We start from the raw sequence: 24228 nt of genomic DNA, 5'->3' as shown, positions 1-24228 counted from the left end.
AAGCTTCCTATGCACTACAAAGATAATAACGAAGCGATCATACGCGAGTCAAGAGAGTTATCTAACAAAGCGATTGCAGATCATGATGCTGAAGGCGTGGCTAAATTCTGGATGAAGGACGTCGTAGTGATTTCCGGCGAAGGTGGTCAGTACATTGGCCGAAATAGCCTTTTAAACGTATTCAAGAAAATGTTCGCAGCCTCGCCTTCAATTTTTGAGCGTTTGCCTGCCGAAATCGTCATCGCCGAAAGCGGAATAATAGCATGGGAGACCGGCACATGGAACTATAAAAACGAACGCCTTAGAGGTAATTACTCCGCTATGTGGCGAAAGGTAAATGGCCGGTGGCTTACGCAGGCTGAACTCTTTGTCTCCCTGGACTAAACCTCCATCGGGACAATAGTTTGATAATCTCTCTGGTAAAATTTCTACAGCCCAGCAACAGCCTGGTCGCCGAAAATCCAATCACTCAGCTTTTAAATATTCGTTATTGACATTGGAATATGAATTGGTTAAATTTAAAATCTTCTGTATTGATCTGTTAAATAAAACTAACCCTTGTTTATGCTGTTGGACTCAGCGTAAAGGGTCTAAAATCCAGTCATTATGAGTCAATTTCCAAATTCTTCAAACGGTGATCCTGAAAACGTTCAAAAAGACGTAAAAAGTTCGGGAAAGGAAACTTCCGACATCCTGACCACGCGCCAAGGTCACCCGGTTTACGACAACCAGAACCTGCGAACCATAGGAAGCCGCGGTCCCGCGACTTTAGAAAACTATCATTTTCTTGAGAAAATGTCGCACTTCGACAGGGAACGAGTGCCTGAAAGGGTAGTTCACGCCCGGGGCACAGGCGCACACGGTTACTTCGAAGCTTACGGAATGGTAGGTAACGATCCCATTTCAAAATATACCCGGGCAAAGGTTTTCCAGGAAAAAGGAAAGCGCACACCTTTGTTTGTTCGCTTCTCAACAGTTATACATGGCGGTCACTCGCCCGAAACTCTGCGCGATCCGCGTGGCTTTGCCGTAAAAATGTATACCGAAGACGGCAACTGGGACCTGGTAGGTAATAACCTAAAGATCTTTTTTATTCGTGACGCTATCAAATTCCCTGATTTTATACATGCCTTCAAACCAGATCCGGTAACCAACCGCCAGGATGGTGAACGGCAGTTCGACTTTATCAGTCAAACACCCGAAGCGCTGCACATGATCACTTTCCTGTTTTCTCCATGGGGAATTCCGGCAAGTTACAGGCACATGCAAGGTTCAGGTGTGAACACCTATAAATGGGTAAATAAAGATGGTGAAGGCGTTCTTGTAAAATATCACTGGGAACCTCTACAGGGAATTCGGAATCTGACCACCGAGCAGGCGCAGGAAATCCAGGGCAAGAATTTCAATCATGCAACCCAGGACCTGTATGAAGCTATCGAAAAAGGCGAATTTCCTGAGTGGGAACTGAATGTTCAGATTATGAGCGACGGAGAGCATCCTGAACTCGATTTTGATCCGCTTGACGATACCAAGATCTGGCCCAAAGAACAGTTCCCGTGGTTACCGGTGGGTAAAATGACTTTGGATAAAAATCCCGTAAACTTCTTTGCCGAAGTAGAGCAGTCTGCCTTTGGTACCGGGGTGCTTGTAGACGGACTGGATTTCTCTGACGATAAAATGCTTCAGGGTCGTACCTTCTCCTACTCAGACACGCAACGCTATCGCGTAGGGACAAACTATCTGCAACTGCCGATTAACGCCGCCAGAAAGCATGTGGCTACCAATCAGCGCGACGGTCAGATGGCATACCACCAGGACATTGTAGAAGGGATGAATCCGCATGTAAATTACGAACCATCGACTTTAGGCGGACTGAAAGAAGCTGAAAAAGCAGGCAAAGATCACACGCCACAGTACAATGCTGCTTTGGTACGAGCCAAGATCGAAAAGCAAAACAACTTTCAGCAGGCCGGGCAAACCTATCGCGACTTTGAAGACTGGGAACGTGATGAACTGATCACAAACCTGGTAAATACGCTTGCACCAGTTAAACAGCATATAAAGGATAAGATGGTAGAACTGTTTACTGCCTGCGATGAAGACTATGGCCGACGTGTATCTGAGGGCTTAAAGAATAAAGCCAGCAATATACAAACGTCTGATCAGGAAGCCGTACAACAAGCAGAAAGCGTTTCAAAAGGAGCGGATCAGTATTAATATATTCGAATGTTATTTCAGGAGTGCTTTAATTAAAGTGCTCCTTTTTTTTACCCTGAACATACTATTGACAATGGACAACTTAATTGATGATTTCTTCAATGCCGCCCGCACGGGTAATACAGCTCTTTTAGAAAAACTTATCCCTGAAACTGAAGACCTCAATATTCAAGACCCCAAGGGTTACACCCCTTTAATCATAGCCGCATATAACGGACAGCTGGAAGCAACGAGAACTCTTCTGGAAGCCGGTGCTGATGTAAATGCTTTTGATCATGGTGGCAATACTGCCTTAATGGGAGTATGCTTTAAGGGTTATCCCGAGATTGCTGAACTTCTGATAGCACATGGTGCTGACCTGGATGCCCGCCATGGCAATGGCGGAACTGCACTGATGTTTGCCACCCTGTTTGGACGGAATGAATTGGTTAAACTCGTTCTCGCTCACGGCGCCAATAAAGAAATACGTGAAAACCGGGGATTAACTGCCCTGGACCTCGCCGTTCAGCAGGGCAATGTAGAAGCTGTTGAAATTTTGCAAAGTGCTTAACGTGGCTTTTCAGTTAATGGGGCCCAATATCCTGTTCCACCGGATCTTGTGGAGCAAATCCTGAGTACTGTCAATGCTCATCCAGGTAATCATGGCTTTGCCAACAATATGGTCTTCAGGTACGAAACCCCAGTAGCGTGAGTCTTCTGAATTATGCCGGTTGTCGCCCATCATCCAATAATAATTCGATTTGAATGTATAGTTGCTTGCCGGCTTGCCGTTCACATAGATATCATCTCCCGACCGGGTAATCTTATTCTGCTCGTAATTCTCTATCGTTGATTGATACAATGCAAGTGTGGAGTCATTCAAGGCAATTCTTAAGCCTTCCTTTGGGATTCTTATTGGCCCATAATTATCTTCAGACCATTTGAATAAATCGCTATGCGGAAAGACTCTGCCATCAGATTGCTCCCGTGAAACGATCACCGGTTCAATCGCCAGGATATTTTCCCTCTTCTTGAAATTTTCGAAGCTTTTAACAGGCATGATCATTTCGTAGTCGGAAAGGCTAAACTGCTGACGAACCTGGATCTGGAGATCTTTAAGAAGCTCCGGGTTTAAGCTTTCTCCATCAGTACGGACCATATATGATGTTTGTCCCTTTGGCGGCACAGGCATTGGTTTACCGTTTACATAAACTCTTGAGTTAATGATGGCTAGCTCATCTCCCGGAAGCGCCTGACAGCGTTTAATATAGTGCGTACGCATGTCAACAGGTTTGCTGCCGGCTTCTGGGGGATAGTTGAAGACCACCACATCCCCCCGCTCAACCCTTCCAAGGCCTGGCAAGCGAAAATACGGCAGCTGAATGCCATCCCAATAGGTCTTTATTTTATTTGAAGTCACCGTCGACTCCATAAAAGGAACTGAAACCGGTGTAATAGGCATCCGCGGACCGTAGGCTATCTTGCTAACAAAAAGATAGTCTCCAACCAGCTGTGTGCCTTCCATTGATGCTGTAGGTATCGCATAAGCAGAAAAAAGAAGTCCCCGGATTATTGTGGATGCGATGACGGCAAATAAAATGGCATCCAGCCATTCACGACCCTTACTTCTTTTTTTTCCTGCGATTGAATGATTACTCTTTGTAATGAAAGGAAATTTCATAGCCTTAAAGATTATTGGAATGCAGTGTTCACACCCCAAATTAAGACTGTAGAAATTGCTTTTTGTTACAATTAGCGTACGAAATGGTGCACAAACACTATCGAGTAAGCCTGCCTGAACGAAGCACTGTCACTCATTAAGAGTCAATTTAATTTACTTAAAGAGCAATGGTGCAAACTCCGTAAGGTAGCGCCTCCACACCATCCAGGTATGAGCACCCTCAGTTTCCTTGTAGTCGAATTTAATGTCATTAGTTTCAAGCAATTGCTTGAACTGTTGATTCTGAGACAGAAGGAAATCATCTTTGCCTATGCCGATCCATATTAAAGCTAACTGCTTATTAATCCCATTATTCAATTGTGGAAAGCCTGCTTTAAAATCCGGGCCCACCAATACTGCCGGACTAAAAGCACCTACATAGTTAAACAAACCAGGATTGTTAAGTCCTGCCAGCAGGGCTTGACCACCGCCCATAGATAAACCGGCAACAGCCCTGGTATTCTGACTCTTCCCCGTATTGTAACTCCTTTCGATCATCGGAAGTACTTCTTTGATGAGTGATGACACAAACAACTCGTTATTCTTTTTAAATCTTTCAGCCGTCATTCCGGCAAAACCTTTATCAAGCAGATCGGGCACACCATATCCAAGGGTGTTTACCATGATCATCGGTTCAACTTTCCCCTGGGCGATCAGGTTATCCAAAATTACATTGGCTTTTCCTGCAGCAGTCCATGCACTTGCCTCATCCGTTAAACCATGAAAAAGGTATAACACTGGATAAGGCTTTTTTCTGTTCGCGTCATATTTTGGTGGAGTATATACATACAGATCCTGGTCAGTACCAATTATGGCAGACTTATTTAAATGACGGCTTATAGTACCATGCGGCCCATCGCCTTGTTCCCAGCTTAAAGAAGCCGCACCGGGAATATGGACCATGCTTTGACCAAGCGACATCTTATAGATTGGCTTTAACGCCGGATTGGTCGGATCGGGCAGATTATTGCCATCTACATTAAACGTATAAGGATAAATATCCGGTGCGAGTGTTTCGGTATAAGCCCAAACGCCGCTGGAATCTTTATTCATAGCTTTTGGAGTAGCTCCATCCCGCTGCAACATCACGTGCTGTGCATTCGGCGCGAGGAATCTGAAGGTTACCTTCCCGCCCTGTTCTACCTCAGGAGATTTAACTAACACTGGCGGACGGCCATTGGTTTGGGCGTTCACTACCAATGTGGCAGTAAGCAAAACAACTGTAATTAGCATTCTCATAATTGCTTGATTAGCTTTGATATTAAGAATATGTGACGATACGTTCCAGTTAGTAAGATAAATATTGTTTGCGATTAATCGACGAATAATGATAATTAAAAAGCATAGCACTAACTAAAGCAGATTGTCTGGCTACCTACCATGTTCGAGTCTCCTTCGACCATCCTAAGATTAAAACGATCCTAATCTAAGGATCACCGAAGAAGAGCAGTAGCAGGCACTGAGCTGATCCGATTTCGGCCACTGCGCCATGAACTAAAGCTTGCGGAGCTCAGTCACCGCCAATGAGAAATCTCTAATTTGGTAATGCTACAAATCCTATCCGGATAAATTGCTAGTTATTTGAAAATCAGGTCTCCATCCTCCCCTTCATCAGTTAAAATTAAATTATATTTAGGTAAGCTAACTAACACCTATGAACACATCTAGAAGAATTTTTTTCGTCGGACTGGCTGTTTTGCTGAGCCTGCAGTCATGCAACGTCCAGCAGCAAAAGGTCGTAACAACTACCAGCACCCTGAGCAACCCGGAGGCTCGAAGGTTCCTTTCCCTGGATAGTTTACTTACCGCCGCTAACGGCAAATGGGCTGCCGGCAGCACGGCCCTGGTGATGAAAAACGGCAAGATCATTTATCACAAAGCATTTGGCAAAAAAGACATTGAAGCGAATCAAGACATGAAAACCTCGGATATTTTCAGAATCGCCTCTATGACTAAGCCGATAGTAACCGCAGCTGCGATGATATTGGTTGAGCAAGGCAAACTTAGCCTCGATTCGCCGCTTTCAAAGTACGTTCCCGCATTTGCAAATATGGCGGTACTAACAGAATTCAACTCTAAAGACAGCTCCTATACAACTGAACCTGCCCGGAAAGAAATTACCATCCGCAACCTGATGACCCATACCTCAGGCATTGGCTATGGCTTTATTGACAAACGACTGGCTACCATATATGGAAAAAATAATATTCCGGATATTACCACTATCAGAAACACCACCATTGGGGCTACGGTGGACAAGCTGGCCGCTGTCCCCCTGGGGGCGCAGCCTGGAACCAGCTTTTATTACGGATTAAGCATAGATGTACTTGGCAGGGTGATCGAGATTGTTTCCGGCGTTCCTCTTGATAAATTTCTCAGCCAGAACATCATGAAACCGCTTGAAATGAATGACACTTATTTCTTCCTGCCGGAAAACAAGATTGACAGGTTAGGCGTAATGTATAGCTGGAAAGAAGGAGAAGATTTGCACCGAATGTCAAAAGATAAATATCCAGATGTCAATTTCCCTTCAGAAGGAGCTCGCACCTATTTTAGCGGAGGCGGTGGCTTAAGTTCTACGGCCTATGATTATTCTAAATTCCTTCGGATGATTCTGGATAAGGGCAGTTATAAAGGCAAACAAATTTTGAGTCCGGAAACGGTGAACCTCATGACCTCCGGACAAGTTGAGATGGATGGCAGCCATAAGTTCGGGCTGGGATTTATGATCACTTATGAAGAGGATCCGGACCTGCGGATTAAGCCAGGTAAATTATCCTGGTCGGGCGCTTTTAACACGGTGTTTTGGATAGATCCACAGCGACGTTCTATAGCGATATTGATGACCCAGGTATTTCCGGGTGATGATGAACGTCGACTTTTTAGCGAGTTTGAAAAGCAAGTTAATATAGCGCTGGATGGCATGGAATTCTATAGCGAAAATAGTACTAAGACTTTGCGTTAGTATTCACCTTTTATAAGATGCCGGTCCAATAAATAAAAAAGTATGGCAGACGAGATTTATAAAGCAATTGCAGAGCAATCGCCTCATGCAAATTTTGTATATGATCTGAATTCTGATCGGTTTGTGTATGTCAATCAGGCTTTTAAATTATTAACCGGTTCCGGAGGAGATAAAGTGTCTGCTAATTCACTTTTTGAACTTGTCCATCCGGAAGACCGGCAATATCTGTCAGAAAGCTTTCAGGCCTTACTCAAGGGGGTTAATGAGCAAACGATTGACTTACGACTCGTATCAGATAACGAAGAAAAGTATGTTCGCCTAACCCCCATTCTTCTGACGTCAGGATCCGGAAGGTTAATTATAGTATACGCAGCAGACATTACTGCTGATACTAACAACCTTCAGATGATGAAGAAGTATGCAAACAAAAAGAATTCAGTGCTCAACATAATTTCACATGACCTGCGGGGGCCGCTGGGTATCGCCAATACCGTAACGCAATTGCTAACAAAAAAAGTTGAGGACCCCAAGTTAATTGATATGATTGGAACAGTTTCCAAAATTCTAGATCAAAGCATAGACCTGATAACCGATCTTACCGGAAGGGAGTTTCTGGAAACAACTGGCGTAGAACTTGTCAAACAGCGCGTCAATATTGCAGAGAAGCTTAAAGAATACATGGAGGAAGCGCAGCGATCATCTGCTATGAAGCAGAGGACATTTAATTTTTACAGCTCCAGTAAGAGCATTTTTTTAAGTCTTGATGAATCAAAATTCATGCAGGTTATGAACAATTTGATGACGAATGCGCTGAAATTTACTAAAGACGACGGAAGCATTTCTTTGACTATAACGGATCAGCAGGATTCGGTTTTATTTGCCTTTTCTGATGACGGCATTGGAATTCCAAAACATCATCAACCTACCCTATTTGAAAAATTTACTGATGCCCGACGAACAGGTCTAAGGGGCGAGGCGACTGTAGGTCTTGGACTATCTATTGTAAGAACAATCATTGAATGGCATGACGGAAGGATCTGGGTTGAAAGTGACGAAGGTGCGGGAACTACTTTTTTTATAGAAATTCCCCGGAACTAAGATGACCAGCCATCTAATGCTGCCTTTTCGCCTTATTTCATTTGCGTAAATGGTTACCTTTGCCCCTGCAAACACAATCCCGTAAAAAGCATACTCAAAACATCATGATTCAGATTGGTACTTATAATTATCTTAAAGTAAAAAATAGAACCCCTGAAGGACTCGTTCTTACAGACGGGGAACAGGAGGCCCTGCTTCCTGAAAAGCCTGATGCAGAGGAGGGTGAAGAATTATTTGTCTTTGTTTACCATCATAAAGATGGCCGGGTGATGGCTACGACCAAACGGCCTTATGCAGCTGTTGGTGATTTTGCATTCCTGAAAGTGGTAGATGAGACAGATAACGGCTCGTTCATGGATATTGGCATTGACAAAGACCTTTTTGTTCCGGCAAATAAACAGGAACATCCATTGCACCTTGGAAAAAAGTATGTGGTATATGTCTACGTAGATAAACATGACGGCAAGCTGACAGCCACCACCTGGCTGGATGACAAAGTAGACACAGATCTGAGTGACCTGGAAGAAGGTGACGAAGTGAGTCTGTTAATCTGTGACACCAGTGAGCTGGGATACAGTGCCATCATCAACAATAAATATATGGGCCTGCTCTATCGGAACGAGGTTTATGAAGAGCTGGAGATTGGTGAATCGCGCGTGGGTTATATTAAGAAGATTCGTCCTGAAGATAACAAAGTCGACCTTAGTATGCGTCCATTGGGTTTTGAGTTCATTTTGGATTCAAGGGATTCGGTTTTGGATATGTTGAAGGAGAGTGGCGGCGTTATAGCGCTGGGCGACAAGAGTTCGCCTGAGGATATCCGCCAGCAGATGAAGATGAGTAAGAAAGCTTTTAAACAAGTGATTGGCGGACTGTACAAACACCGGTTAATAACAATTTCTGATTATGAGATCAGGCTTGTTACTGAAACACATGATCCTGAAGCGGAATAATAGTACCAAGTGAAAAATAAAAAAGGAGAAGGTTTTAACCCTCTCCTTTTTTGTGCCGACTCTTTTAGTATTCTCTTAAAATTTCAAGTCCATACTGATAATGTTTGAATTGAGTCCATTACTCCGGTTATAGTGACCGTATCGTAGTTCCATACTCTTTAAACGCTCCCAGCCTAACACACCCTTTGGAGGAGAAAGCCGGACTCCAAGTCCAAGGAAATTGCTATTAAATTTCGACAGGTCATAGTCGCTTGTAAAATAATTTTCAGAGGCAATGTGGGCAGCGTAGGGCGCGAAGTAGTCTGCCTGCGACTGCTGATAAAACCTGTAAACCGGGCTCACAGATACAAATGGTGTTATTTTGACGGGCGTTTCCAGCTCGAAGGTGTTGGCCGTTATACCCCAGTTATCTGTATAATAACGGTAAAACGACCGTAAGATAACTCTGTCACCAAAGAAATAATTAAGTCTTAATCCGATGGGCAGCTTGTACCTGCTGTCGGGCAAAGTTTCCGCCTGAACGGTATTGTCTGTAAAATAGACGCGCTGATATTTTGTGGCCAGTAAGCCTTCCTGATAAGTGGGGTCAATCATTAAAAGTGCCTGAAAGCGTTTGTTTATGACCTGCGAGAGGGCTATAGAGGCACTGTATGAATTTCTTGGACTACTACTGAGCAGATTTGGGTTATTTCTTAATTCAATTGGATAAATAACTTTCCATGTATCGAAAAAAGCTTGCAGTTTAAGTGCTACTTCGGTATTCTGATCTTTAGAAGCTTTCGAAAAATTAATACCGCCACCAATCGAAGTATAATCGAATTCATTAGAAAAAGACCCTACCAGCCCAACGCTTGTTCTTTTCTCCTCATTTTCGATATTCCAGGAAATTGAAGGATAAATGCGTAGATCAGACACGGACGCTGATGAAATCGTTGTGGGATCTATTTTATCAGACGAGGCAGAAGTATAGGTATCAATCCCCAATTCGAAATTGAACTTGTGTTTAATAAACGATTTGCGACCATACCGGGAAACAGTCAGATCTATGGTATTCGCCAGGTCGGTTAAATGTTCTGTGCCTCTTCCACCGGTTACAGCCGAGTTATCTCCGTCTTGCTGATAATAACCTGATACTAAATGAATCTCTTCAACTTTGAGTTTACGGCTTCTATAGGTAGTATCCTTAACAGAACTATTTTGAGAAAAAGCACTCAAAATGCCCAAGTACATTGCAATGATAGTCAGAGGTAATTTCCGCATGATTTTAAAAATAGCTAATTACAGCCACAGCCTCCACCGCTTTTACCGCCGTTCGCCCCTGAAGCACCTTCCCTGTATAATTGAAAACTTTGCTCAAACTTTTGAACCTTTCTTGCCGAAAGGGCCATTTCTGAATCATTCAGCTGAGCTTTTTGATATTGTTTAACGGTTGTACACGAGCCCAGGATAAACAATAGTGAAACCACTATTACAGTCCGCATATAACTAACTGATCTGCTCATATCTAATTTATATTAATGCCTTTGGAAATATATAACTTATTTTGATCATCCAGTATTATGCAGTTCACGTTGTTTATCTGGTTGATCAAATCGATTCCTGCCTTTATTCCCATAACCATCACCGGCGTAGCGAGGGCATCGGACAACTCTGCTATAGGACTTATAATGGTTACACTTTTAATGCCCTTAACAGGGAAACCCGTTTTTGGGTCAATGGTATGGCAATATTTTTCACCGTTGATAACAGCATATTTTTCATAATTTCCTGATGTCGCGATTGCCAGATTGCTGATATTTAACCTGGAAAAGATTTTGGTGCTTGCATCAGGATCAGCTATTCCCGCCGTCCATGATTGCCCACGAGGCTGTTGCCCCCATGCAATTAAATCGCCGGCAGCATTAACTATTCCGCTCGTTACTCCCTTTGCAACCATGACTGCTTTTGCCCGGTCGGCAGCATAGCCCTTCCCTATTCCTCCGAAGCCTATTCGCATGCCATGTTCAGTGAGATAAACAGTGGATCGCTCCTCATCTAATACTATTTTTTTATAATTGATAAGTTTGACCATCTCACGAGCACTGTCCGCATCAGGAAGTGAAGTCATCGTTGTATCGAAATTCCAGAAGCGCTTATCCAGTGAACCGTATGTAAGATCAAAGGCGCCGCCTGTAAGGTCAGATATTCGGATAGACCGTTTTATCAAGTCAAACATCTCGCGACTGACTTCAATAGGACGGATTCCGGCATTCTCATTAATGCGGCTCGTTTCGCTTTCAGGGCTGAATGTGGTTAAAAGGTTTTCAATTCTGCGAATCTCGGCTATCGACTCTTCAATCCGCTGCTGAGCCCATTGTTCATCCTGACTAATTACGCTGATCTCAAAACGGTTACCCATCAATTTAAGTACCCGTTTATATACCTTAGGCTGAGTCAACGGTTTATTTTGAAGCTCGTTCAATGGATTTTATCTCGTTTACAAATTCTAAAGGAGAATTAGCGGGTATACCTTGCCATTTATGGAGAATTTTGCCATCTGCATTAAGAAGCAGGGTGAGCGGAAAAACACCCTCCCTATTATATTTCTCGGCTAGAGCCTCATTTTTCTGTGTCTGTTCTTTGCTTAATTGGTTCTTTTTAGACCGGGGGAAATCGGCCTGCACCAACACCAGCCTGTCCTCTGCAAAACTCTGAAAGCTCTCCGTATTAAAGATTTCTTTTTTAGTTCTGATGCACGGACCACACCAATCAGAACCCGAGAAATTAACTAAAACGAGTTTGTGTGTGCTGGAGGCTTCAATTTTTGCCTTGCTATAATCGGTAAGCCAGGTAGGTCCGCTGGGAACAAGAAACGCCAGCAAGAGGGATGCTATTAATATTTTCATATATATTGGCAAATAGGGAGTTGAATGTTAAATTGTTACTAGCAGTCAAAGAACCTGCCAAATGGAAGTTTTGCCGTGCTCAACGATCATTTTTAATGATTGATATACATAAATTTCTTTTGCGTGACAATTAAGCAGAAAAGCAACTGCTTACATGGCTGGCGTTGCGTTGAAAACATTTAAACAAATATTCTGTTGAAAATAAAAGTCGGAAAAATGAGCTCAGCATTTGTTAGGGAAAGCGACGAACAGCGGTTAAATGAAGTAGGGCCCGCGTTAAGCGCATTGTTACTATATCTTCGCCGGGAAAACGGAGGTGTGCACGTCCGCGAAGTAAAAAGCTTTTACAGTCAGAAACATGGACGGGATGTTTATGAGATGAGTGATGGCCTGACCTACGCCAAAGACAATGAAAGCAAATGGTACATCATTCTTGATTAGAAATATTTAACGCTGACAGGGCTTGGAGCCCTGTCAGCGCTGGCAATATTTAAGCAGTTGCAACCAATTTACTGGTGCTTCTGTAAACAAAATTATTGTAGATATGTCTCCTGGCGAATCTACCCGGAGAATCAGCATTTATCAATTTCACATACACTGCTTTAGGCACATCAAAGTATTCGTAGATACTGCCATCAAGAAAGTTGATCGTTAATACCTGATTTTTAAATTCAAAATCGGCGATATTAGAGGTAGTGGTAGTCAGCGTGTAATCAGCTAATGTCTGCTCGCGTGTTTCCGGGGCAATACTTACTAAAAAGTGATAAGCTTCAATGATTGTCTTACTTTTCTCTTCAGCTTCTAACTTGCTTTCTATGCAATCAGTAAACTTATCAGGATGCCAATTTTTCATTAAAGTTCGGTAAACGGTTTTTAATTCCTGCAATTCAACGGCTTTATCAACTCCTAATAATTTTCTGTAATCGACGATTTTTTTCATCAGTATTTTGTTTGTTCTTTACGGCTATGAAATTGCAAAGGCGTAATCCATTTGAGATGTGGCACTTATGCAGCTTTCGTTTTATTCTTTTTTAGAGGAAATAAGTCGGCGAAGGTACGGATTAATAATTTAGCAGGGATCTTTCGTTTGATTAATTGTAAAAGTAATCGCTGAGCGTCCAATCACTTTTAAAAGCATTAGGCAGCACCGCAAAAAATTTACTTCCATACACACAAGCTTCGGAGATGCTCCCTGCTTTCCAATATTTGGTCTATGTATATTAACATCTTCGTTTGCTTTTGCAGACTGTTATTATAGATTTGTAGCTTATCCGGGCAATTGTGGCAAAACCTATTCTAGTTCTAAAGTTCGGCACCGCGTCTATAACTACCAGCAAAGGAGAGCTTGACGAAGATGTAATCGCGGAGATAACCCGCCAGGTGGCACAAATCCATCAGGATTATAATATGGTGATCGTTTCATCGGGCGCTGTTGCGGCAGGCAAAAATTTTATCAAGAACTTCAAAGGCACGTTGAACGAGAAGAAAGCTGCTGCTTCGATCGGGAATCCGCTTCTGTTAAATGTTTACTCCCGATATTTTATGCCGTATGGAATATCGATTGCACAGAGTCTTTGCGAAAGGCATCATTTCTCAAATCGCGATCAGTTTCTTCAGCTTAAGAGAACCTATGAGCAATTGTGGGCTAACAATATCATTCCGATTGCGAATGAGAATGATGTGGTCAGCAACCTGGAACTAAAGTTTTCAGACAACGATGAACTTGCCACGTTGATAGCTGTTGGATTTGGCGCTTCACAGTTACTGTTTAGCACTTCAGTACCCGGTGTGCTTGACCAAACCAATGCGGTTATACCTGAATTAGACACTACGGATAAAAGCGTGCTATTATTGGCCCGCAAGGAGAAGTCAGCAGCCGGATTAGGTGGCATGACCTCCAAGCTAACCTTTGCCCGCCTGGCCAACCAGATGGGCATCCGCGTAGTTATCTTCGGCATCAGAAACAGCAATGCCATACTAGAGACACTACGAGGAAAGACCGGAACATTATGTCTGCCACAGCAAAGCAGCCTGCCGGCACGTAAAAGATGGCTGGCTAGCGGAAGCCTTGTAAGTGGGAGGATCCAAATAGATACCGGTGCGTACAAAGCACTACAGAACCGGCACAGCCTGCTGGCTGTTGGAATTAAGATGGTGTTATCCCCTTTCGAGAATGGAGAAATAATTGAAATTCTGGATGAATCTAACAATGCAGTAGCGGTAGCGAAGGCGAAGGTAGCTTCTAACCTGCTTAGCGACACACAGAAAACAAGGAATCTCGAGGTGGCTCATGCTGACGATATTGTTTTATTGTAATTTTATAATATCGCTGTATCAGCAATGAGGCTGACGAGGCAACGAACTACTATTTAATACCTCAACAATGGAAAGCATTAAAGAACTTCTTGAAAACGCCGCAAGGGCTACCGGGGCTGTCAGGGTTCTTAGTGATGATAAAAAGAAGTTACTTCTGTCAAAGCTGGCTGGAAAGCTTAGGGATAACGTGATGACGATTATCATCGAAAATAAAAAGGATCTTGATAAGATGGCGGATACAGATCCTAAGAAAGACCGGTTGCAGCTCAATGAATCAAGAATTTTTGACCTTGTGAAAAGTCTTGAAGAAATTGCTGAACTTCCCGATCCGGCCAATCATCTTCTTTCTGAAAAGACGCTCGATAATGGCTTATTAGTCCAAAAAATAACAGTTCCGCTTGGTGTTGTGGCTATCATCTATGAGTCGAGGCCGAATGTTACTATTGATGTAGCCGCTCTATGTATCCGTTCAGGCAATGTATGCTTACTGCGAGGGGGAACGGATGCTCTATTTACAAATACTTACCTGGTATCACTTATACAAGAGACATTGGCCAGTCTTAACCTCGATATTAACATTGTGCAATTACTTCCTGCCGATCGCAAATTCATGCCAGAACTGTTAACCGCGACTAAATATGTGGACATCATAATTCCACGTGGTTCTGAGCAGCTTATCCGGTATGTACGTGAACATGCAACTGTTCCTGTAATTGAGACAGGCGCTGGGGTTTGCCATACCTACGTTGAAAAGGAGGCGAATATTAACAAGGCAGTTGACATTGTGACAAACGCTAAAGTTTCAAGACCATCTGTATGTAATTCGCTTGACACTGTTTTAATCGATCAGCAAGTTGCCGAAGCTTTTTTAACCAGGCTTGCGCCTAAGTTACAAGACTTCCACGTCGAGATATTCGCTGATTCGTTTTCTTATAGAGTACTCGAACAGTTGAATTACCCTCATCTGAAGCAGGCTGTAGAAGAAGACTTCGGAAGAGAGTTTCTTGATTTCAAATGTTCAATAAAAACGGTGACGAGTGCGGATGAAGCTCTTGATCATATTAGAACTTTTTCTTCTAAACACTCAGAAGCTATTGTGTCGGAAAATCAAACAGTTTGCGAACGTTTTCTAAATGAAGTAGATGCAGCCGCTGTTTTTGCAAACGCTTCTACCCGCTTTACCGACGGCGGCGTGTTTGGCTTAGGTGCTGAGATTGGCATTTCAACACAAAAGCTTCATGCACGCGGCCCATTTGCCCTCGAAAAACTGGTCACAGAGAAATGGATAGTGAGGGGTCAGGGACAAACACGCACATAAGCAAAATGGATAAGTGATCATTTTTTTACGTTTATTATTTTCTTAACCCCTGCACATGTTTCGTAAATATTATTGGTAAGTATTTTAGGAACAAAATTTTCCCTCGGAGTGCCATTAATATGATATAATCTTTCAACCGGGATCTGGTAGCCAATCTTCATTTCTGTAGTTTGAAATTCATTTACCGCGCCTAATAATCCAGCCATCCTGGTACCTACAATCTTGACTGTTTTCATTCCGTCAAATCCAATTGCCATCCCCTCGCCCATACTTCCAGTCCAATGTCCCACCATCACAATCAACTGGTTTTTAAAAGTCTCCTTTCTTGGACTAACGTACTCAATCCAGCTTCTTTTAATTTTAAATTTTGTCTCATCGAATTCGTGCCTTTGATAAGGCTGGTCACGTTCGATAAAACGTCCCATAATGGCTCGGGCGACTGCTGAATTACCTCCGCCCGGCGTTTCAGTAAGATCGAGGATAAGACCTTTTGAACCCATCAACTTGTCAAGGATAGAATCAAATTCCGGAATAAGATCATAGTTACCTAGTGAGTTATTGATTTTGATGTATCCATAGTCATTTGCAAGGATTCTAGCTTCCACAAGTTTTTGAGGATCCTGATTGAAAGGTTGTCGATCCGGATAAAAAGTCAGTTCACGTCCGTTCTCTAAAATAGTGATCTCTCTCGGTTTGTCATGAGTGCCAGCGAACAGCATTGCTAAAGCGTACTCATACATATTGTCATTGTAGCGAATGGCAGATTTAGGCAGGAAGGCAGTCAATTGTTCATTTATAGGTCGGCCATTAAACATTATAACCTCCATTCCTGGTTTCATTCCGCATAGTTCTGCCGGGAAGCCCCTGCGCAAATCACCAATTTGATAAGCCATCCCAACTTTACTAACCAGCATGTCGGAACCGGAGGGAATAATTCGGTTTGAAGTGTTAAGGTTTACATTTAACGAAACGTGTCCGTTATACAGTTCATTCACTACCTGTTCAAATAATTTTATCAGATCATTCTTATTCTGAATAGTGTTCGCAATGGGCTGGTAAATCTCCTTCACCCTCCTCCAATCGATGTTCTGCCTTTCAGAGTATGCATAGTTATCCTTGAAGACAGTCCAGAACTCGGTAAAGTCCTTCTGATATTTAGTTTGACCACTAAGGCCAAGGGACAGGATTAGAAGAACAATGGTAAACGTTATTTTCATATGACTTTGATAGCTATCAGGGGGGAAAAGCAAGATGAGGTTTAGTGACCCTTCCTAAAGATACTTTTCAAGTCTGATAACCAACAATCTTTCGTTCAATTACACAAACACAACACTTATTTGTGTAGGTCAGCCGACATGTTTCACTACTCATCAGACAAAGGTATTTCGGGCAACGGCATCCAATAGCTAACATGGGTTAACCTGGATCCGTCAACACTGCCAATAAAGGAATTCGAAAAAGAATAAAAATATCCTATCACTATCCCTTCTGAACTATCGAACATGATCACTTCCTGCATTTCTTCAGGTTTTGCAATTACCACCGATATCCAGCCCATTCCCCTAAAACGAATAAACCAGAACAATGATTCAACAATTTAAAAATCAGGTATTTAAGGAAGAGGGCACGTATTAGTTACAATATTGTCACCTACCAAAATTTGGTCATCAATTGAGCCTGTTCAATCCTTATTCAGAAGCATGGGGGAAATGATAGAATTCCCCAGCAGATATTCATCATTTCGTAGTTAATATATTATAGGTAACTTTAGGTATCAAGAATTCTCTCTTGAGAAAGAACCAGTAAAATTAACCTGCTTCGATCCCGTTTACTTTCAGTGTCTGGTTCACATTTCGAATTTATACGGTCTGGCTACATTTTTTAAATCTTAAAGAATCCAAGAATGTCAGATACTGTAGAAATTCTATTTAAGAAAATGATCGAACGATCAGATGAAGCCTTTCTCATTTATAATATTACCGAGCATCGTTTTATTTATGCAAATCATTCATTTGAAAGTATCACCCGGAAAAGCCGTGAACAATTATTAAAAGATCCCGCGTCGATGATTGAAATTATTCATCCAGAAGATCAGGATCTTGCAAAAAGAGTCTTCATTCGCCTTCTTCGAAAAACAACCAGCACCCTTCTTGATTTCAGAATCATTCGTCCGGATAATACTGAACGATGGATCAGGCTTAAGACATATCCAATTAAAGAGGGGAAGAAAATCGAATTTCTGACAGGCACCATCGAAGATGACACGGCCAGGAAAGCAAGTTTATTAAACATGCAAAAAGTTAACGGGTGGAAAGATTCGATTCTGGAAATACTTGCTCACGACCTGCGAGGCCCTATCGGCATCGTAAAAATGCTTGCGGCAGCGATTGATCAGCAGCTTAATGGAAATAAAAACCGGGAAATTCGCAAGTGGACGAACATGATCCAGGAAATATCTAATAAGAATATCCAGTTGATACACGCGCTGGTCAAAAAAGAATCTCTCGATGCAGCAAACGTTGTAATTAGCAAAGAAGCGATTGATTTGGTCTGGGAATTAAAGGAAGTGATGAAGATCTATATCAATTCACAGAAGGAGGCAGCCAAACAATTTCAGTTCACTTGTTCCCACGAAACAATATTTGCACATATCGATAGCATGAGGTTTCTTCAAATAATTAATAATCTGATTTCTAATTCCATCAAATTCACAAAACCTGACGGTGTTATTAAAGTTCATGTCGAGAAATTAGAAAAGTCGGCTTTAATAACTGTGGCAGATAATGGCATAGGTATTCCCCGCAGTCTGCAGCCGCTTCTCTTTAAAAAATATACCCAGGCAGGCCGAACGGGACTTGATGGTCAGGAATCTATTGGTTTGGGTATGTGGATCGTTAAATCATTTACGGATGCCCACGCGGGTAATGTCTGGTTCGAAAGTGAAGAAGGGAAAGGAACCACAGTTTATGTTGATATTCCTTTGGGCTATGAAGAGTATGAACAGACGATTCAGGCCGAATCTGATACCTCAAAAAAATAAAACTGCTTTTTTGTTATGCAACACGCCAACGGGCGTTAACGAGTGAATGCTTTTTGTAACGCTACCAAACCGTTATTCATAAAAAAGGCAAGCCGGAATTATAAATCCGGCTTGCCTTTTTAACGATCAGAGAATTAGTCTATTTCAGGAATAGTTCCAATTCAACGCGTCTATTCTTCGCTTTACCAGCAGCTGTTGTATTGGGGGCTACCGGTCTTGTTTCACCAAAGCCTGTGGCAATGATGCGAGTGTCTAATACGCCTTTAGAAGACAGATATAACTTAACAGCTTCTACCCTTGCCTGCGACAGAATAAGATTACTAGCATCAGCACCTACTGCATCTGTATGTCCGCCCATTTTCAAGTTATAATCAACGTACTCATTTAATATGCTTACCACCTCATCCAACATAGGAAGAGAAGAGGTAGTCAAAGTCGCTTTCCCTGTTTCAAACTGAATTCCGCGTGCAGCAAACTCTAAACGTTTCTTAACATCTGCTTTCACTGGCGGGCAACCATTATTATTTTTTTCACCGGCAACAGATGGACAATTATCCTTTGAATCTATTACGCCATCACCATCGGTATCAGCAGGGCAACCTTTATCGTCAACCTTAATACCTGAAGACGTATCCGGACATTTATCTTCCGCATCTATAACTCCATCATTATCACTATCTGATGAACAACCGTTGGCATCTACTTTTACGCCTTTAGGCGTGTCATTACATTTGTCTTTTGAATCTTCAATACCATCGGCATCCGAATCGGGACAACCATTAAATCTATCAGATCCTTTCTCATTCGGACATTTGTCTTCAGAGTCCGGCACACCATCTCCATCACTGTCCGGACAACCTTTAAACCTGGCGATTCCCGGAACTTCAGGGCAATTGTCTAAATTATCCGCCACTCCATCGCTATCCTTATCCTGGCAGCCATTAATATCTGTGCCGGGAACTTCAGGACATTTATCCAGATAATCAACAACTCCATCTCTGTCGGTATCAACAGGGCAACCTTTAGCATCAACACTAACGCCTGCAGGTGTATCCGGGCATTCATCTTTGCGATCTTTAACTCCGTCGCCGTCCGAATCCTTAGCTCCGGCCGCAGCGTTGTTGACAGTAATTACAGGGCCGCCATTTAGTTCGTGGGCATTTGCACCGCTGTAAAATGCAGGAGCAGCCGTGAACAGGCACGCAGACAATAAAAAGGTAATTTTCTTAATAATCATAAAATTTGTATTGATGGTTATAGGTATTTAATTCAGCTAACTAACCGAACCATTCAGAAAGCCTGTTAAGGGCTGATAATCATATCGATGATGTTGAGAACGTGCTCTTTGAACTCTGCAGGATAAAAGCATGTTCAGCTTATGGAGGAAGATGAATAGTGTTTATTATTCAAATCGATTGCGGGCTCGTTCGTAAACCATGCAAGCGTTAAACAGTAAGTGCAACTTACGTACCACAAAAGCGAATGATTTTCGGTATTACGTAAAAAAATAAATGAGCGAAAACTTAATGGCTGAATATTTGTATTGCAGGGTTAATTATTTATCGTTAAACAACCTTCACCAAAATAATACAAAAATATTTTTCAAATGAGAACCCGAATAATTTACCTGATCTTATCGCTTCCACTTATTTTTTTAGCGCCATCCTGTTCAAATAACACTGCAAAAGCAGATGAGCCAGAAATCGCCACTATGGACTCTGTATCAACCGACCTTCAGCAATCCACTGAAAAACTGGATGAACAGGCAAAAAAGGTTGAAGAATCCATGGAGAAAATAGAAAAAGAATTTTAAACTGATTAATTCAAAATCATGAAACAGAATAATATCTTAAAAGTAAGTGTCCTTCCTTTAATACTATTAACGGCGGTTATGTTTACAAACATTCAGCCTGATAAGAATAATGATAGGAAGAATAAAGAAAGCAAATCTCAGAATTCATCTTCATCCAAAGACAAAGGACAGGATCGAAAGGGAATTAATAACAACTTTTCTAAAAACAGTCATCAAAAGAATAATGGTACCGGCAACGCAAAACCGGATAATCATCCAAAAAATTCTCAAAATCAAAAGAATCACAATGCGAATGACCATAAATCAAACAGTCATGCTGGTGCTAAAAATGGCGGTGGGAATAAATCGAATGGCAACGGAAACAAATGGAAGGACAACGGAAACAGATCGAATGGCAACAGCAAGATGTTGAATGGCAAAAGAGATATGGACCTAGATTGGAATTTCGGGAATTTCGCAGATCGGAAACATCCAAGAAATCAGAAAAAGATCACTGTCTGTCATAATCCTTCAAACAATCGTTCAAACGGAGTAACCATCAACATTTCTGAGAATGCGCTTCAGGCTCATTTAAACCATGGCGATGAAATTGGAAACTGCAACATTGACTATTCGGATAGATGGTCTTCAAACTATGTGAAATCAAGAGAGAATGTTTATAGCACCTACGAACAGACCTGGGAAACGATGTCTTATAGTGAAATTTTGCTGAAAGTAGCAATGGAGAAATTATTAGGTATACGAACAAATTTGAATAATACCAGATCGACCCTTTCTACAAACGATATTAACAGACGCGAAGCATTGATTTACGAACTTCAAAACAATGTAAACTCTCTTGAAAATCAACTAGGTTCTACGCGGCAAAGGCTTGATTCTGACGTTAATATATTAATCACTTTGTAAGCTTTCAAATGATGTAATCAGATATCTGACCAGCTTCATAAATCAATGAAGCTGGTTTTTTTGCAATTACACTGTTCATGTGATTGTTAACTGCGCTAATAGCTCTATTTATTTAATTTTATCAGGATTTCTTTGCTCTCCTGAAGCTCAAAAAGCATACTTCTAAATTTCGGGGGACCAAAACCTCTCTTCGGATTATTGGACGCGCCCCATTCTTCAACCGGGATCCCCAGCAAACCCCTGTCTAGTTTTCCATTATTATTTTCATCGTGAAACACTTTAACTGCATATTTCCCCTCAGCCAGGTTTGTAAATGTAGCTTGAGCCGAGTTGTTTTCGATGGCGACATTCATTTGCTTTATATTTCGTTTATTAGAATCCAATAGTGATATGTTAGCGGTTCCGAAGTCGTTTTTAAAATTTGCAATATCGACTACCAGTGTTAAGTCCTGCGCATTGGCGTTACCGCAGTAAGCAAGCAGCATGAATAATATTATTCGTTTCATTGGTAGATCTGTGTTTCAAATTGTTTGTTTGCATTAGAATTTTCATTCTGGTATTTTTCCCTGTCGTACCGTGAATAGTCGACCTCATTAAATTTCCTTTCCATTTATTTCCAGCTCATTTACATAACGATTTAAGGTAATCAGGTTATTAACAGCATCCCCCATTGTATTATTAAAATAGACGTAAACGTCGAGCCCTTCAGTCATCCATTCTGTTATATAATGAGCATATTCGTTTAGAAAGTCATTCTCATAACTCCCCTTATAATCTCCGTTATAGCCGTGAAATCTTAAATAAATAAATCCTGCGTTACCATGTATTAGCGTATTGGCCGCCGACAATTTATCGTGTAACACGACACTTGCTTTGTAGCTATCCAATAATTGAATGGTTTGATCGGTATACCAGCTGCTGTTGCGAAATTCGAGCGCGACACTCCAGCCCTGTTGGTTAGTAATGGCAATGCGTTCCAGAAGCTTGCCTACCTGGGAAGTATATTGTACTGACAGGCTTGGAGGAAACTGCACTAGCAAACATCCTTTTTTCTGTCCGACTTCTGCAATTATATCCATAAACCGATCAATGTGATCGTTGGTGAATCCCAGTTCTTTCACGTGGGTAATGTCACGCCAGAGTTTGAAGGTAAACCGGAAATCCTGGGGAACACTTTCAGCCCACCTTTTAACCGTGGACGCCATAGGAAGTTTATAAAACGAACTGTTGATCTCTATACTATTAAATAAAGAAGCATAGTAATTCAAACGACTTTTATCCCTGAATTCCTCAGGGTAAAATTGCTTGTTTGGATGAGGTACAACCACACCACTCGCTCCGGAAAAAAACCTGGCTTTAGTGCTATCTAATTCAGTCATATTCAAGTTTTTCAGATCAGCAGAAAGCCTAGAATCTCAACTGCGTTGTTGATTTCAGTCAGAGTTCTAACAATAAAACTCGAGAAACGTTTAGTTGCATACTCGAATAAAGGCAGAGTAACCTGGAATTAAGAGTACGACTTAGAATTAATTACAGAGCGGCAAAGACTGTAGCTGCAGCTATTAAAGAGCTTTTAACCGAGTAATGGAGCCAGGACAACAGCCTGTACCTATAATGAAATATGAAATATTGATGGAGACAATTACCAACCCCTAATCCCCCAAAAGCAATACTTAAGTAGTAAAATAATGAAATCCGCCTAGTGCAAGACGGATTTCATTTGCTAATTCATTAAATCGATCCTCCTCTGATAACCCTTAACAAAATGGCGATAATAGCTATCACTAATAAAATGTGTATTAGGTTTCCTCCAAACGGAGACACAAAGCTTCCGAAAATCCAAACGATAATTAAAATGACTGCGATTACATACAATAAGTTACCCATAGGTTTGCTTTTAAGTTTAGTATTTATGTTTACAGAAACTTATATGCTATAACTATTCCATGTATTGCGTTCACAATTATTTAGTTTTTAGTCAGTGATGTGTAATTAGCTTCCACTCACCCCAAACTCATCGAAATCAGGCTGTCCAACTTGAACTTGCCATTGCGATATTTCGATATCATTCTTAATAATTATTAAAAGCGTAGTTTAAAACAGTGGTCATAACGTCTTAAATGCTGTTCAAAAAGCGTAGTTTGAAAGTCATGAAGAGTATGTTTCCCTGGGCCCGTAGCAGCCAGTTGATTCAAATCTCGCTGTCTTCCTTTCAATCGCCAATATTGTTGATTCTGGAACGGCTGAATAGTGAGTGTAAGGCTTAAGGAACATTTTCCAGGATTCTTCTCAAGTTAATCGCACTTAAATATGAGATTAACTTATTATAGAGCACGACTTCAGCTAATTATATCAGTATCATCGACTATTATAATACAGTTCTTGGTTAATTTCTACGAGTATTGTTTATATTTTTATATCAAACCCTCCATACTTTTTAGACATTATTTTTCGTTCCAGAGGATCAGGTTCTGGTGGGCGCTTGAAAAGATATCCGAAGGAGTGGGCCATTAATATACTTGCTTCAACACTCGAAAAAATATATTGATTTGCGATCGAGTGCCTGGGTTGAAAAGTCAACCTAAGGTCAATTAAATGCTTTTTTTGGGATTTGTTTTACAAAGTGTTCAAAATACACTATGTTTGCGGTGAGTTTATATTTATTGGTTAGGTTTAAATTCAATTGGTTGGTTAAAAGCGTCCCCATTCTCTCCGTTTGGGGATGCTTTGTTTTTAAGTCATTCTGAAGGAAGACAGGCAGTAAGATTGAGAACATTTTAGCGATTATATCACTTAGTTAATTTTCCCCCCTTCTTCAATTCCTTTTCAGATTTTAGCACCTCACTCCCGTCTTCCTGTTTAACAAGCCAGGCTGGATCATCTTTGCTGGCCTTTCGCTTAACTTCGGTGCCTTTTATACTCCTACTGACTGGTTTTGTAAATTTCTCTTCTAATTTTCCTTCTGCTTCAGATTCACCCCACTTCCAGTGTACCGTTTCGCCCTTCTTCATAGCTGGC

At 41.6% G+C, this 24228-nt stretch carries 26 protein-coding genes; 12 read left to right on the top strand and 14 right to left on the bottom strand.

The window, feature by feature from the left end; translation table 11 throughout:
• Nucleotides 1-9 precede the first annotated feature (9 nt).
• The 3 genes from AC1MCB_RS01990 to AC1MCB_RS01980 all read left to right on the top strand — a co-directional run bounded on the left by AC1MCB_RS01990 (nt 10) and on the right by AC1MCB_RS01980 (nt 2767).
• A complete protein-coding gene (locus tag AC1MCB_RS01990; RefSeq protein ID WP_479967073.1) occupies nt 10-384 on the top strand; it encodes a YybH family protein in 375 nt (124 codons plus the stop codon).
• A 222-nt stretch (nt 385-606) separates the two neighbouring features.
• Complete coding sequence (locus AC1MCB_RS01985; protein WP_479967072.1) at nt 607-2217, top strand: catalase; 1611 nt, start codon at nt 607-609, stop codon at nt 2215-2217.
• Nucleotides 2218-2290: 73 nt separating this feature from the next.
• Nucleotides 2291-2767 (top strand): ankyrin repeat domain-containing protein, encoded by a 477-nt coding sequence (locus AC1MCB_RS01980; RefSeq protein WP_479967071.1) that lies wholly within the window; start codon nt 2291-2293, stop codon nt 2765-2767.
• Between the two features lie 9 nt (nt 2768-2776).
• Here AC1MCB_RS01980 and lepB read toward each other — a convergent pair whose 3' ends face one another.
• Nucleotides 2777-3877 carry a signal peptidase I gene (gene lepB / locus AC1MCB_RS01975; protein ID WP_479967070.1) on the bottom strand — a complete coding sequence of 367 codons (1101 nt, stop codon included), beginning with the start codon at nt 3875-3877 and terminating at the stop codon, nt 2777-2779.
• A 153-nt stretch (nt 3878-4030) separates the two neighbouring features.
• The gene (locus AC1MCB_RS01970) at nt 4031-5155 is read right to left on the bottom strand and encodes an alpha/beta hydrolase-fold protein (RefSeq protein WP_479967069.1); all 1125 of its coding nucleotides are present in this window, start codon (nt 5153-5155) and stop codon (nt 4031-4033) included.
• A gap of 415 nt (nt 5156-5570) precedes the next feature.
• Between AC1MCB_RS01970 and AC1MCB_RS01965 the strand changes: the two genes are divergently transcribed.
• Genes AC1MCB_RS01965 through AC1MCB_RS01955 form a run of 3 tightly spaced genes read left to right on the top strand, consistent with a single transcriptional unit; the run spans nt 5571 to nt 8932 of the window.
• Entirely contained in the window at nt 5571-6881 is a 1311-nt protein-coding gene (locus tag AC1MCB_RS01965; protein WP_479967068.1) for a serine hydrolase domain-containing protein, read from the top strand.
• A 42-nt stretch (nt 6882-6923) separates the two neighbouring features.
• Entirely contained in the window at nt 6924-7979 is a 1056-nt protein-coding gene (locus AC1MCB_RS01960) for a PAS domain-containing sensor histidine kinase (protein WP_479967067.1), read from the top strand.
• 59 nt (nt 7980-8038) lie between these two features.
• On the top strand, nt 8039-8932 hold the full coding sequence (locus AC1MCB_RS01955; RefSeq protein ID WP_479967066.1) for a CvfB family protein: 894 nt from the start codon (nt 8039-8041) through the stop codon (nt 8930-8932).
• Nucleotides 8933-9007: 75 nt separating this feature from the next.
• Here the strand turns inward: AC1MCB_RS01955 and AC1MCB_RS01950 are convergent, their stop codons facing one another.
• The 4 genes from AC1MCB_RS01950 to AC1MCB_RS01935 are packed head-to-tail and all read right to left on the bottom strand — an operon-like array spanning nt 9008 to nt 11817.
• On the bottom strand, nt 9008-10192 hold the full coding sequence (locus AC1MCB_RS01950; protein ID WP_479967065.1) for a DUF3570 domain-containing protein: 1185 nt from the start codon (nt 10190-10192) through the stop codon (nt 9008-9010).
• A gap of 14 nt (nt 10193-10206) precedes the next feature.
• Complete coding sequence (locus AC1MCB_RS01945) at nt 10207-10434, bottom strand: DUF4266 domain-containing protein (RefSeq protein WP_479967064.1); 228 nt, start codon at nt 10432-10434, stop codon at nt 10207-10209.
• Nucleotides 10435-10436: 2 nt separating this feature from the next.
• Nucleotides 10437-11393: an FAD:protein FMN transferase gene (locus AC1MCB_RS01940; RefSeq protein ID WP_479967063.1), complete on the bottom strand. Its 957-nt coding sequence runs from the start codon at nt 11391-11393 to the stop codon at nt 10437-10439.
• Entirely contained in the window at nt 11374-11817 is a 444-nt protein-coding gene (locus tag AC1MCB_RS01935; RefSeq protein WP_479967062.1) for a thioredoxin family protein, read from the bottom strand. The genes AC1MCB_RS01940 and AC1MCB_RS01935 overlap by 20 nt, the downstream gene beginning before the upstream one ends.
• Nucleotides 11818-12033: 216 nt before the next feature.
• Between AC1MCB_RS01935 and AC1MCB_RS01930 the strand changes: the two genes are divergently transcribed.
• Nucleotides 12034-12258 carry a hypothetical protein gene (locus AC1MCB_RS01930; protein WP_479967061.1) on the top strand — a complete coding sequence of 75 codons (225 nt, stop codon included), beginning with the start codon at nt 12034-12036 and terminating at the stop codon, nt 12256-12258.
• A gap of 49 nt (nt 12259-12307) precedes the next feature.
• Here AC1MCB_RS01930 and AC1MCB_RS01925 read toward each other — a convergent pair whose 3' ends face one another.
• The gene (locus tag AC1MCB_RS01925; RefSeq protein ID WP_479967060.1) at nt 12308-12757 is read right to left on the bottom strand and encodes a KTSC domain-containing protein; all 450 of its coding nucleotides are present in this window, start codon (nt 12755-12757) and stop codon (nt 12308-12310) included.
• A gap of 341 nt (nt 12758-13098) precedes the next feature.
• Between AC1MCB_RS01925 and proB the strand changes: the two genes are divergently transcribed.
• Together proB and AC1MCB_RS01915 are read left to right on the top strand one after the other, a co-directional pair.
• Entirely contained in the window at nt 13099-14133 is a 1035-nt protein-coding gene (gene proB, locus AC1MCB_RS01920; protein WP_479967059.1) for a glutamate 5-kinase, read from the top strand.
• A 67-nt stretch (nt 14134-14200) separates the two neighbouring features.
• Nucleotides 14201-15451, top strand: coding sequence for a glutamate-5-semialdehyde dehydrogenase (locus AC1MCB_RS01915; protein ID WP_479967058.1), 1251 nt, complete (start codon nt 14201-14203; stop codon nt 15449-15451).
• A 17-nt stretch (nt 15452-15468) separates the two neighbouring features.
• On the opposite strand, the gene AC1MCB_RS01910 is transcribed toward AC1MCB_RS01915, so the two are convergent.
• Together AC1MCB_RS01910 and AC1MCB_RS01905 are read right to left on the bottom strand one after the other, a co-directional pair.
• Nucleotides 15469-16668, bottom strand: a complete 1200-nt coding sequence (locus AC1MCB_RS01910; RefSeq protein ID WP_479967057.1) for a S41 family peptidase — start codon at nt 16666-16668, stop codon at nt 15469-15471.
• Nucleotides 16669-16814: 146 nt separating this feature from the next.
• A complete protein-coding gene (locus AC1MCB_RS01905; RefSeq protein ID WP_479967056.1) occupies nt 16815-17036 on the bottom strand; it encodes a DUF551 domain-containing protein in 222 nt (73 codons plus the stop codon).
• Nucleotides 17037-17354: 318 nt separating this feature from the next.
• Between AC1MCB_RS01905 and AC1MCB_RS01900 the strand changes: the two genes are divergently transcribed.
• Nucleotides 17355-18491, top strand: a complete 1137-nt coding sequence (locus AC1MCB_RS01900; protein ID WP_479967055.1) for a PAS domain-containing sensor histidine kinase — start codon at nt 17355-17357, stop codon at nt 18489-18491.
• Nucleotides 18492-18630: 139 nt separating this feature from the next.
• On the opposite strand, the gene AC1MCB_RS01895 is transcribed toward AC1MCB_RS01900, so the two are convergent.
• Complete coding sequence (locus tag AC1MCB_RS01895) at nt 18631-19728, bottom strand: OmpA family protein (protein ID WP_479967054.1); 1098 nt, start codon at nt 19726-19728, stop codon at nt 18631-18633.
• 369 nt (nt 19729-20097) lie between these two features.
• Between AC1MCB_RS01895 and AC1MCB_RS01890 the strand changes: the two genes are divergently transcribed.
• On the top strand, nt 20098-20304 hold the full coding sequence (locus AC1MCB_RS01890) for a hypothetical protein (protein ID WP_479967053.1): 207 nt from the start codon (nt 20098-20100) through the stop codon (nt 20302-20304).
• 18 nt (nt 20305-20322) lie between these two features.
• Complete coding sequence (locus AC1MCB_RS01885; protein WP_479967052.1) at nt 20323-21210, top strand: hypothetical protein; 888 nt, start codon at nt 20323-20325, stop codon at nt 21208-21210.
• A gap of 104 nt (nt 21211-21314) precedes the next feature.
• Here the strand turns inward: AC1MCB_RS01885 and AC1MCB_RS01880 are convergent, their stop codons facing one another.
• The 4 genes from AC1MCB_RS01880 to AC1MCB_RS01865 all read right to left on the bottom strand — a co-directional run bounded on the left by AC1MCB_RS01880 (nt 21315) and on the right by AC1MCB_RS01865 (nt 24221).
• Nucleotides 21315-21716, bottom strand: coding sequence for a DUF2141 domain-containing protein (locus AC1MCB_RS01880; protein ID WP_479967051.1), 402 nt, complete (start codon nt 21714-21716; stop codon nt 21315-21317).
• 87 nt (nt 21717-21803) lie between these two features.
• Nucleotides 21804-22589, bottom strand: coding sequence for a DUF72 domain-containing protein (locus AC1MCB_RS01875; RefSeq protein WP_479967050.1), 786 nt, complete (start codon nt 22587-22589; stop codon nt 21804-21806).
• Nucleotides 22590-22941: 352 nt separating this feature from the next.
• Entirely contained in the window at nt 22942-23097 is a 156-nt protein-coding gene (locus AC1MCB_RS01870) for a lmo0937 family membrane protein (protein WP_479967049.1), read from the bottom strand.
• A 902-nt stretch (nt 23098-23999) separates the two neighbouring features.
• Nucleotides 24000-24221, bottom strand: a complete 222-nt coding sequence (locus tag AC1MCB_RS01865; protein ID WP_479967048.1) for a hypervirulence associated TUDOR domain-containing protein — start codon at nt 24219-24221, stop codon at nt 24000-24002.
• Nucleotides 24222-24228: the final 7 nt, after the last annotated feature.

The sequence above is a fragment of the Daejeonella sp. AP26 genome (assembly GCF_056680515.1).
Note: the sequence above shows the minus strand (reverse complement) of the source record. Positions and strands in the feature narration are given on the sequence as shown.

Coding starts and splice junctions, on each gene's coding strand:
- AC1MCB_RS01990 (WP_479967073.1), top strand. CDS start 10: ATGCACTACAAAGATAATAACGAAGCGATCATACGCGAGTCAAGAGAG.
- AC1MCB_RS01985 (WP_479967072.1), top strand. CDS start 607: ATGAGTCAATTTCCAAATTCTTCAAACGGTGATCCTGAAAACGTTCAA.
- AC1MCB_RS01980 (WP_479967071.1), top strand. CDS start 2,291: ATGGACAACTTAATTGATGATTTCTTCAATGCCGCCCGCACGGGTAAT.
- lepB (WP_479967070.1), bottom strand. CDS start 3,877: ATGAAATTTCCTTTCATTACAAAGAGTAATCATTCAATCGCAGGAAAA.
- AC1MCB_RS01970 (WP_479967069.1), bottom strand. CDS start 5,155: ATGAGAATGCTAATTACAGTTGTTTTGCTTACTGCCACATTGGTAGTG.
- AC1MCB_RS01965 (WP_479967068.1), top strand. CDS start 5,571: ATGAACACATCTAGAAGAATTTTTTTCGTCGGACTGGCTGTTTTGCTG.
- AC1MCB_RS01960 (WP_479967067.1), top strand. CDS start 6,924: ATGGCAGACGAGATTTATAAAGCAATTGCAGAGCAATCGCCTCATGCA.
- AC1MCB_RS01950 (WP_479967065.1), bottom strand. CDS start 10,192: ATGCGGAAATTACCTCTGACTATCATTGCAATGTACTTGGGCATTTTG.
- AC1MCB_RS01945 (WP_479967064.1), bottom strand. CDS start 10,434: ATGAGCAGATCAGTTAGTTATATGCGGACTGTAATAGTGGTTTCACTA.
- AC1MCB_RS01935 (WP_479967062.1), bottom strand. CDS start 11,817: ATGAAAATATTAATAGCATCCCTCTTGCTGGCGTTTCTTGTTCCCAGC.
- AC1MCB_RS01930 (WP_479967061.1), top strand. CDS start 12,034: ATGAGCTCAGCATTTGTTAGGGAAAGCGACGAACAGCGGTTAAATGAA.
- AC1MCB_RS01925 (WP_479967060.1), bottom strand. CDS start 12,757: ATGAAAAAAATCGTCGATTACAGAAAATTATTAGGAGTTGATAAAGCC.
- AC1MCB_RS01915 (WP_479967058.1), top strand. CDS start 14,201: ATGGAAAGCATTAAAGAACTTCTTGAAAACGCCGCAAGGGCTACCGGG.
- AC1MCB_RS01910 (WP_479967057.1), bottom strand. CDS start 16,668: ATGAAAATAACGTTTACCATTGTTCTTCTAATCCTGTCCCTTGGCCTT.
- AC1MCB_RS01900 (WP_479967055.1), top strand. CDS start 17,355: ATGTCAGATACTGTAGAAATTCTATTTAAGAAAATGATCGAACGATCA.
- AC1MCB_RS01895 (WP_479967054.1), bottom strand. CDS start 19,728: ATGATTATTAAGAAAATTACCTTTTTATTGTCTGCGTGCCTGTTCACG.
- AC1MCB_RS01890 (WP_479967053.1), top strand. CDS start 20,098: ATGAGAACCCGAATAATTTACCTGATCTTATCGCTTCCACTTATTTTT.
- AC1MCB_RS01885 (WP_479967052.1), top strand. CDS start 20,323: ATGAAACAGAATAATATCTTAAAAGTAAGTGTCCTTCCTTTAATACTA.
- AC1MCB_RS01880 (WP_479967051.1), bottom strand. CDS start 21,716: ATGAAACGAATAATATTATTCATGCTGCTTGCTTACTGCGGTAACGCC.
- AC1MCB_RS01875 (WP_479967050.1), bottom strand. CDS start 22,589: ATGACTGAATTAGATAGCACTAAAGCCAGGTTTTTTTCCGGAGCGAGT.
- AC1MCB_RS01870 (WP_479967049.1), bottom strand. CDS start 23,097: ATGGGTAACTTATTGTATGTAATCGCAGTCATTTTAATTATCGTTTGG.
- AC1MCB_RS01865 (WP_479967048.1), bottom strand. CDS start 24,221: ATGAAGAAGGGCGAAACGGTACACTGGAAGTGGGGTGAATCTGAAGCA.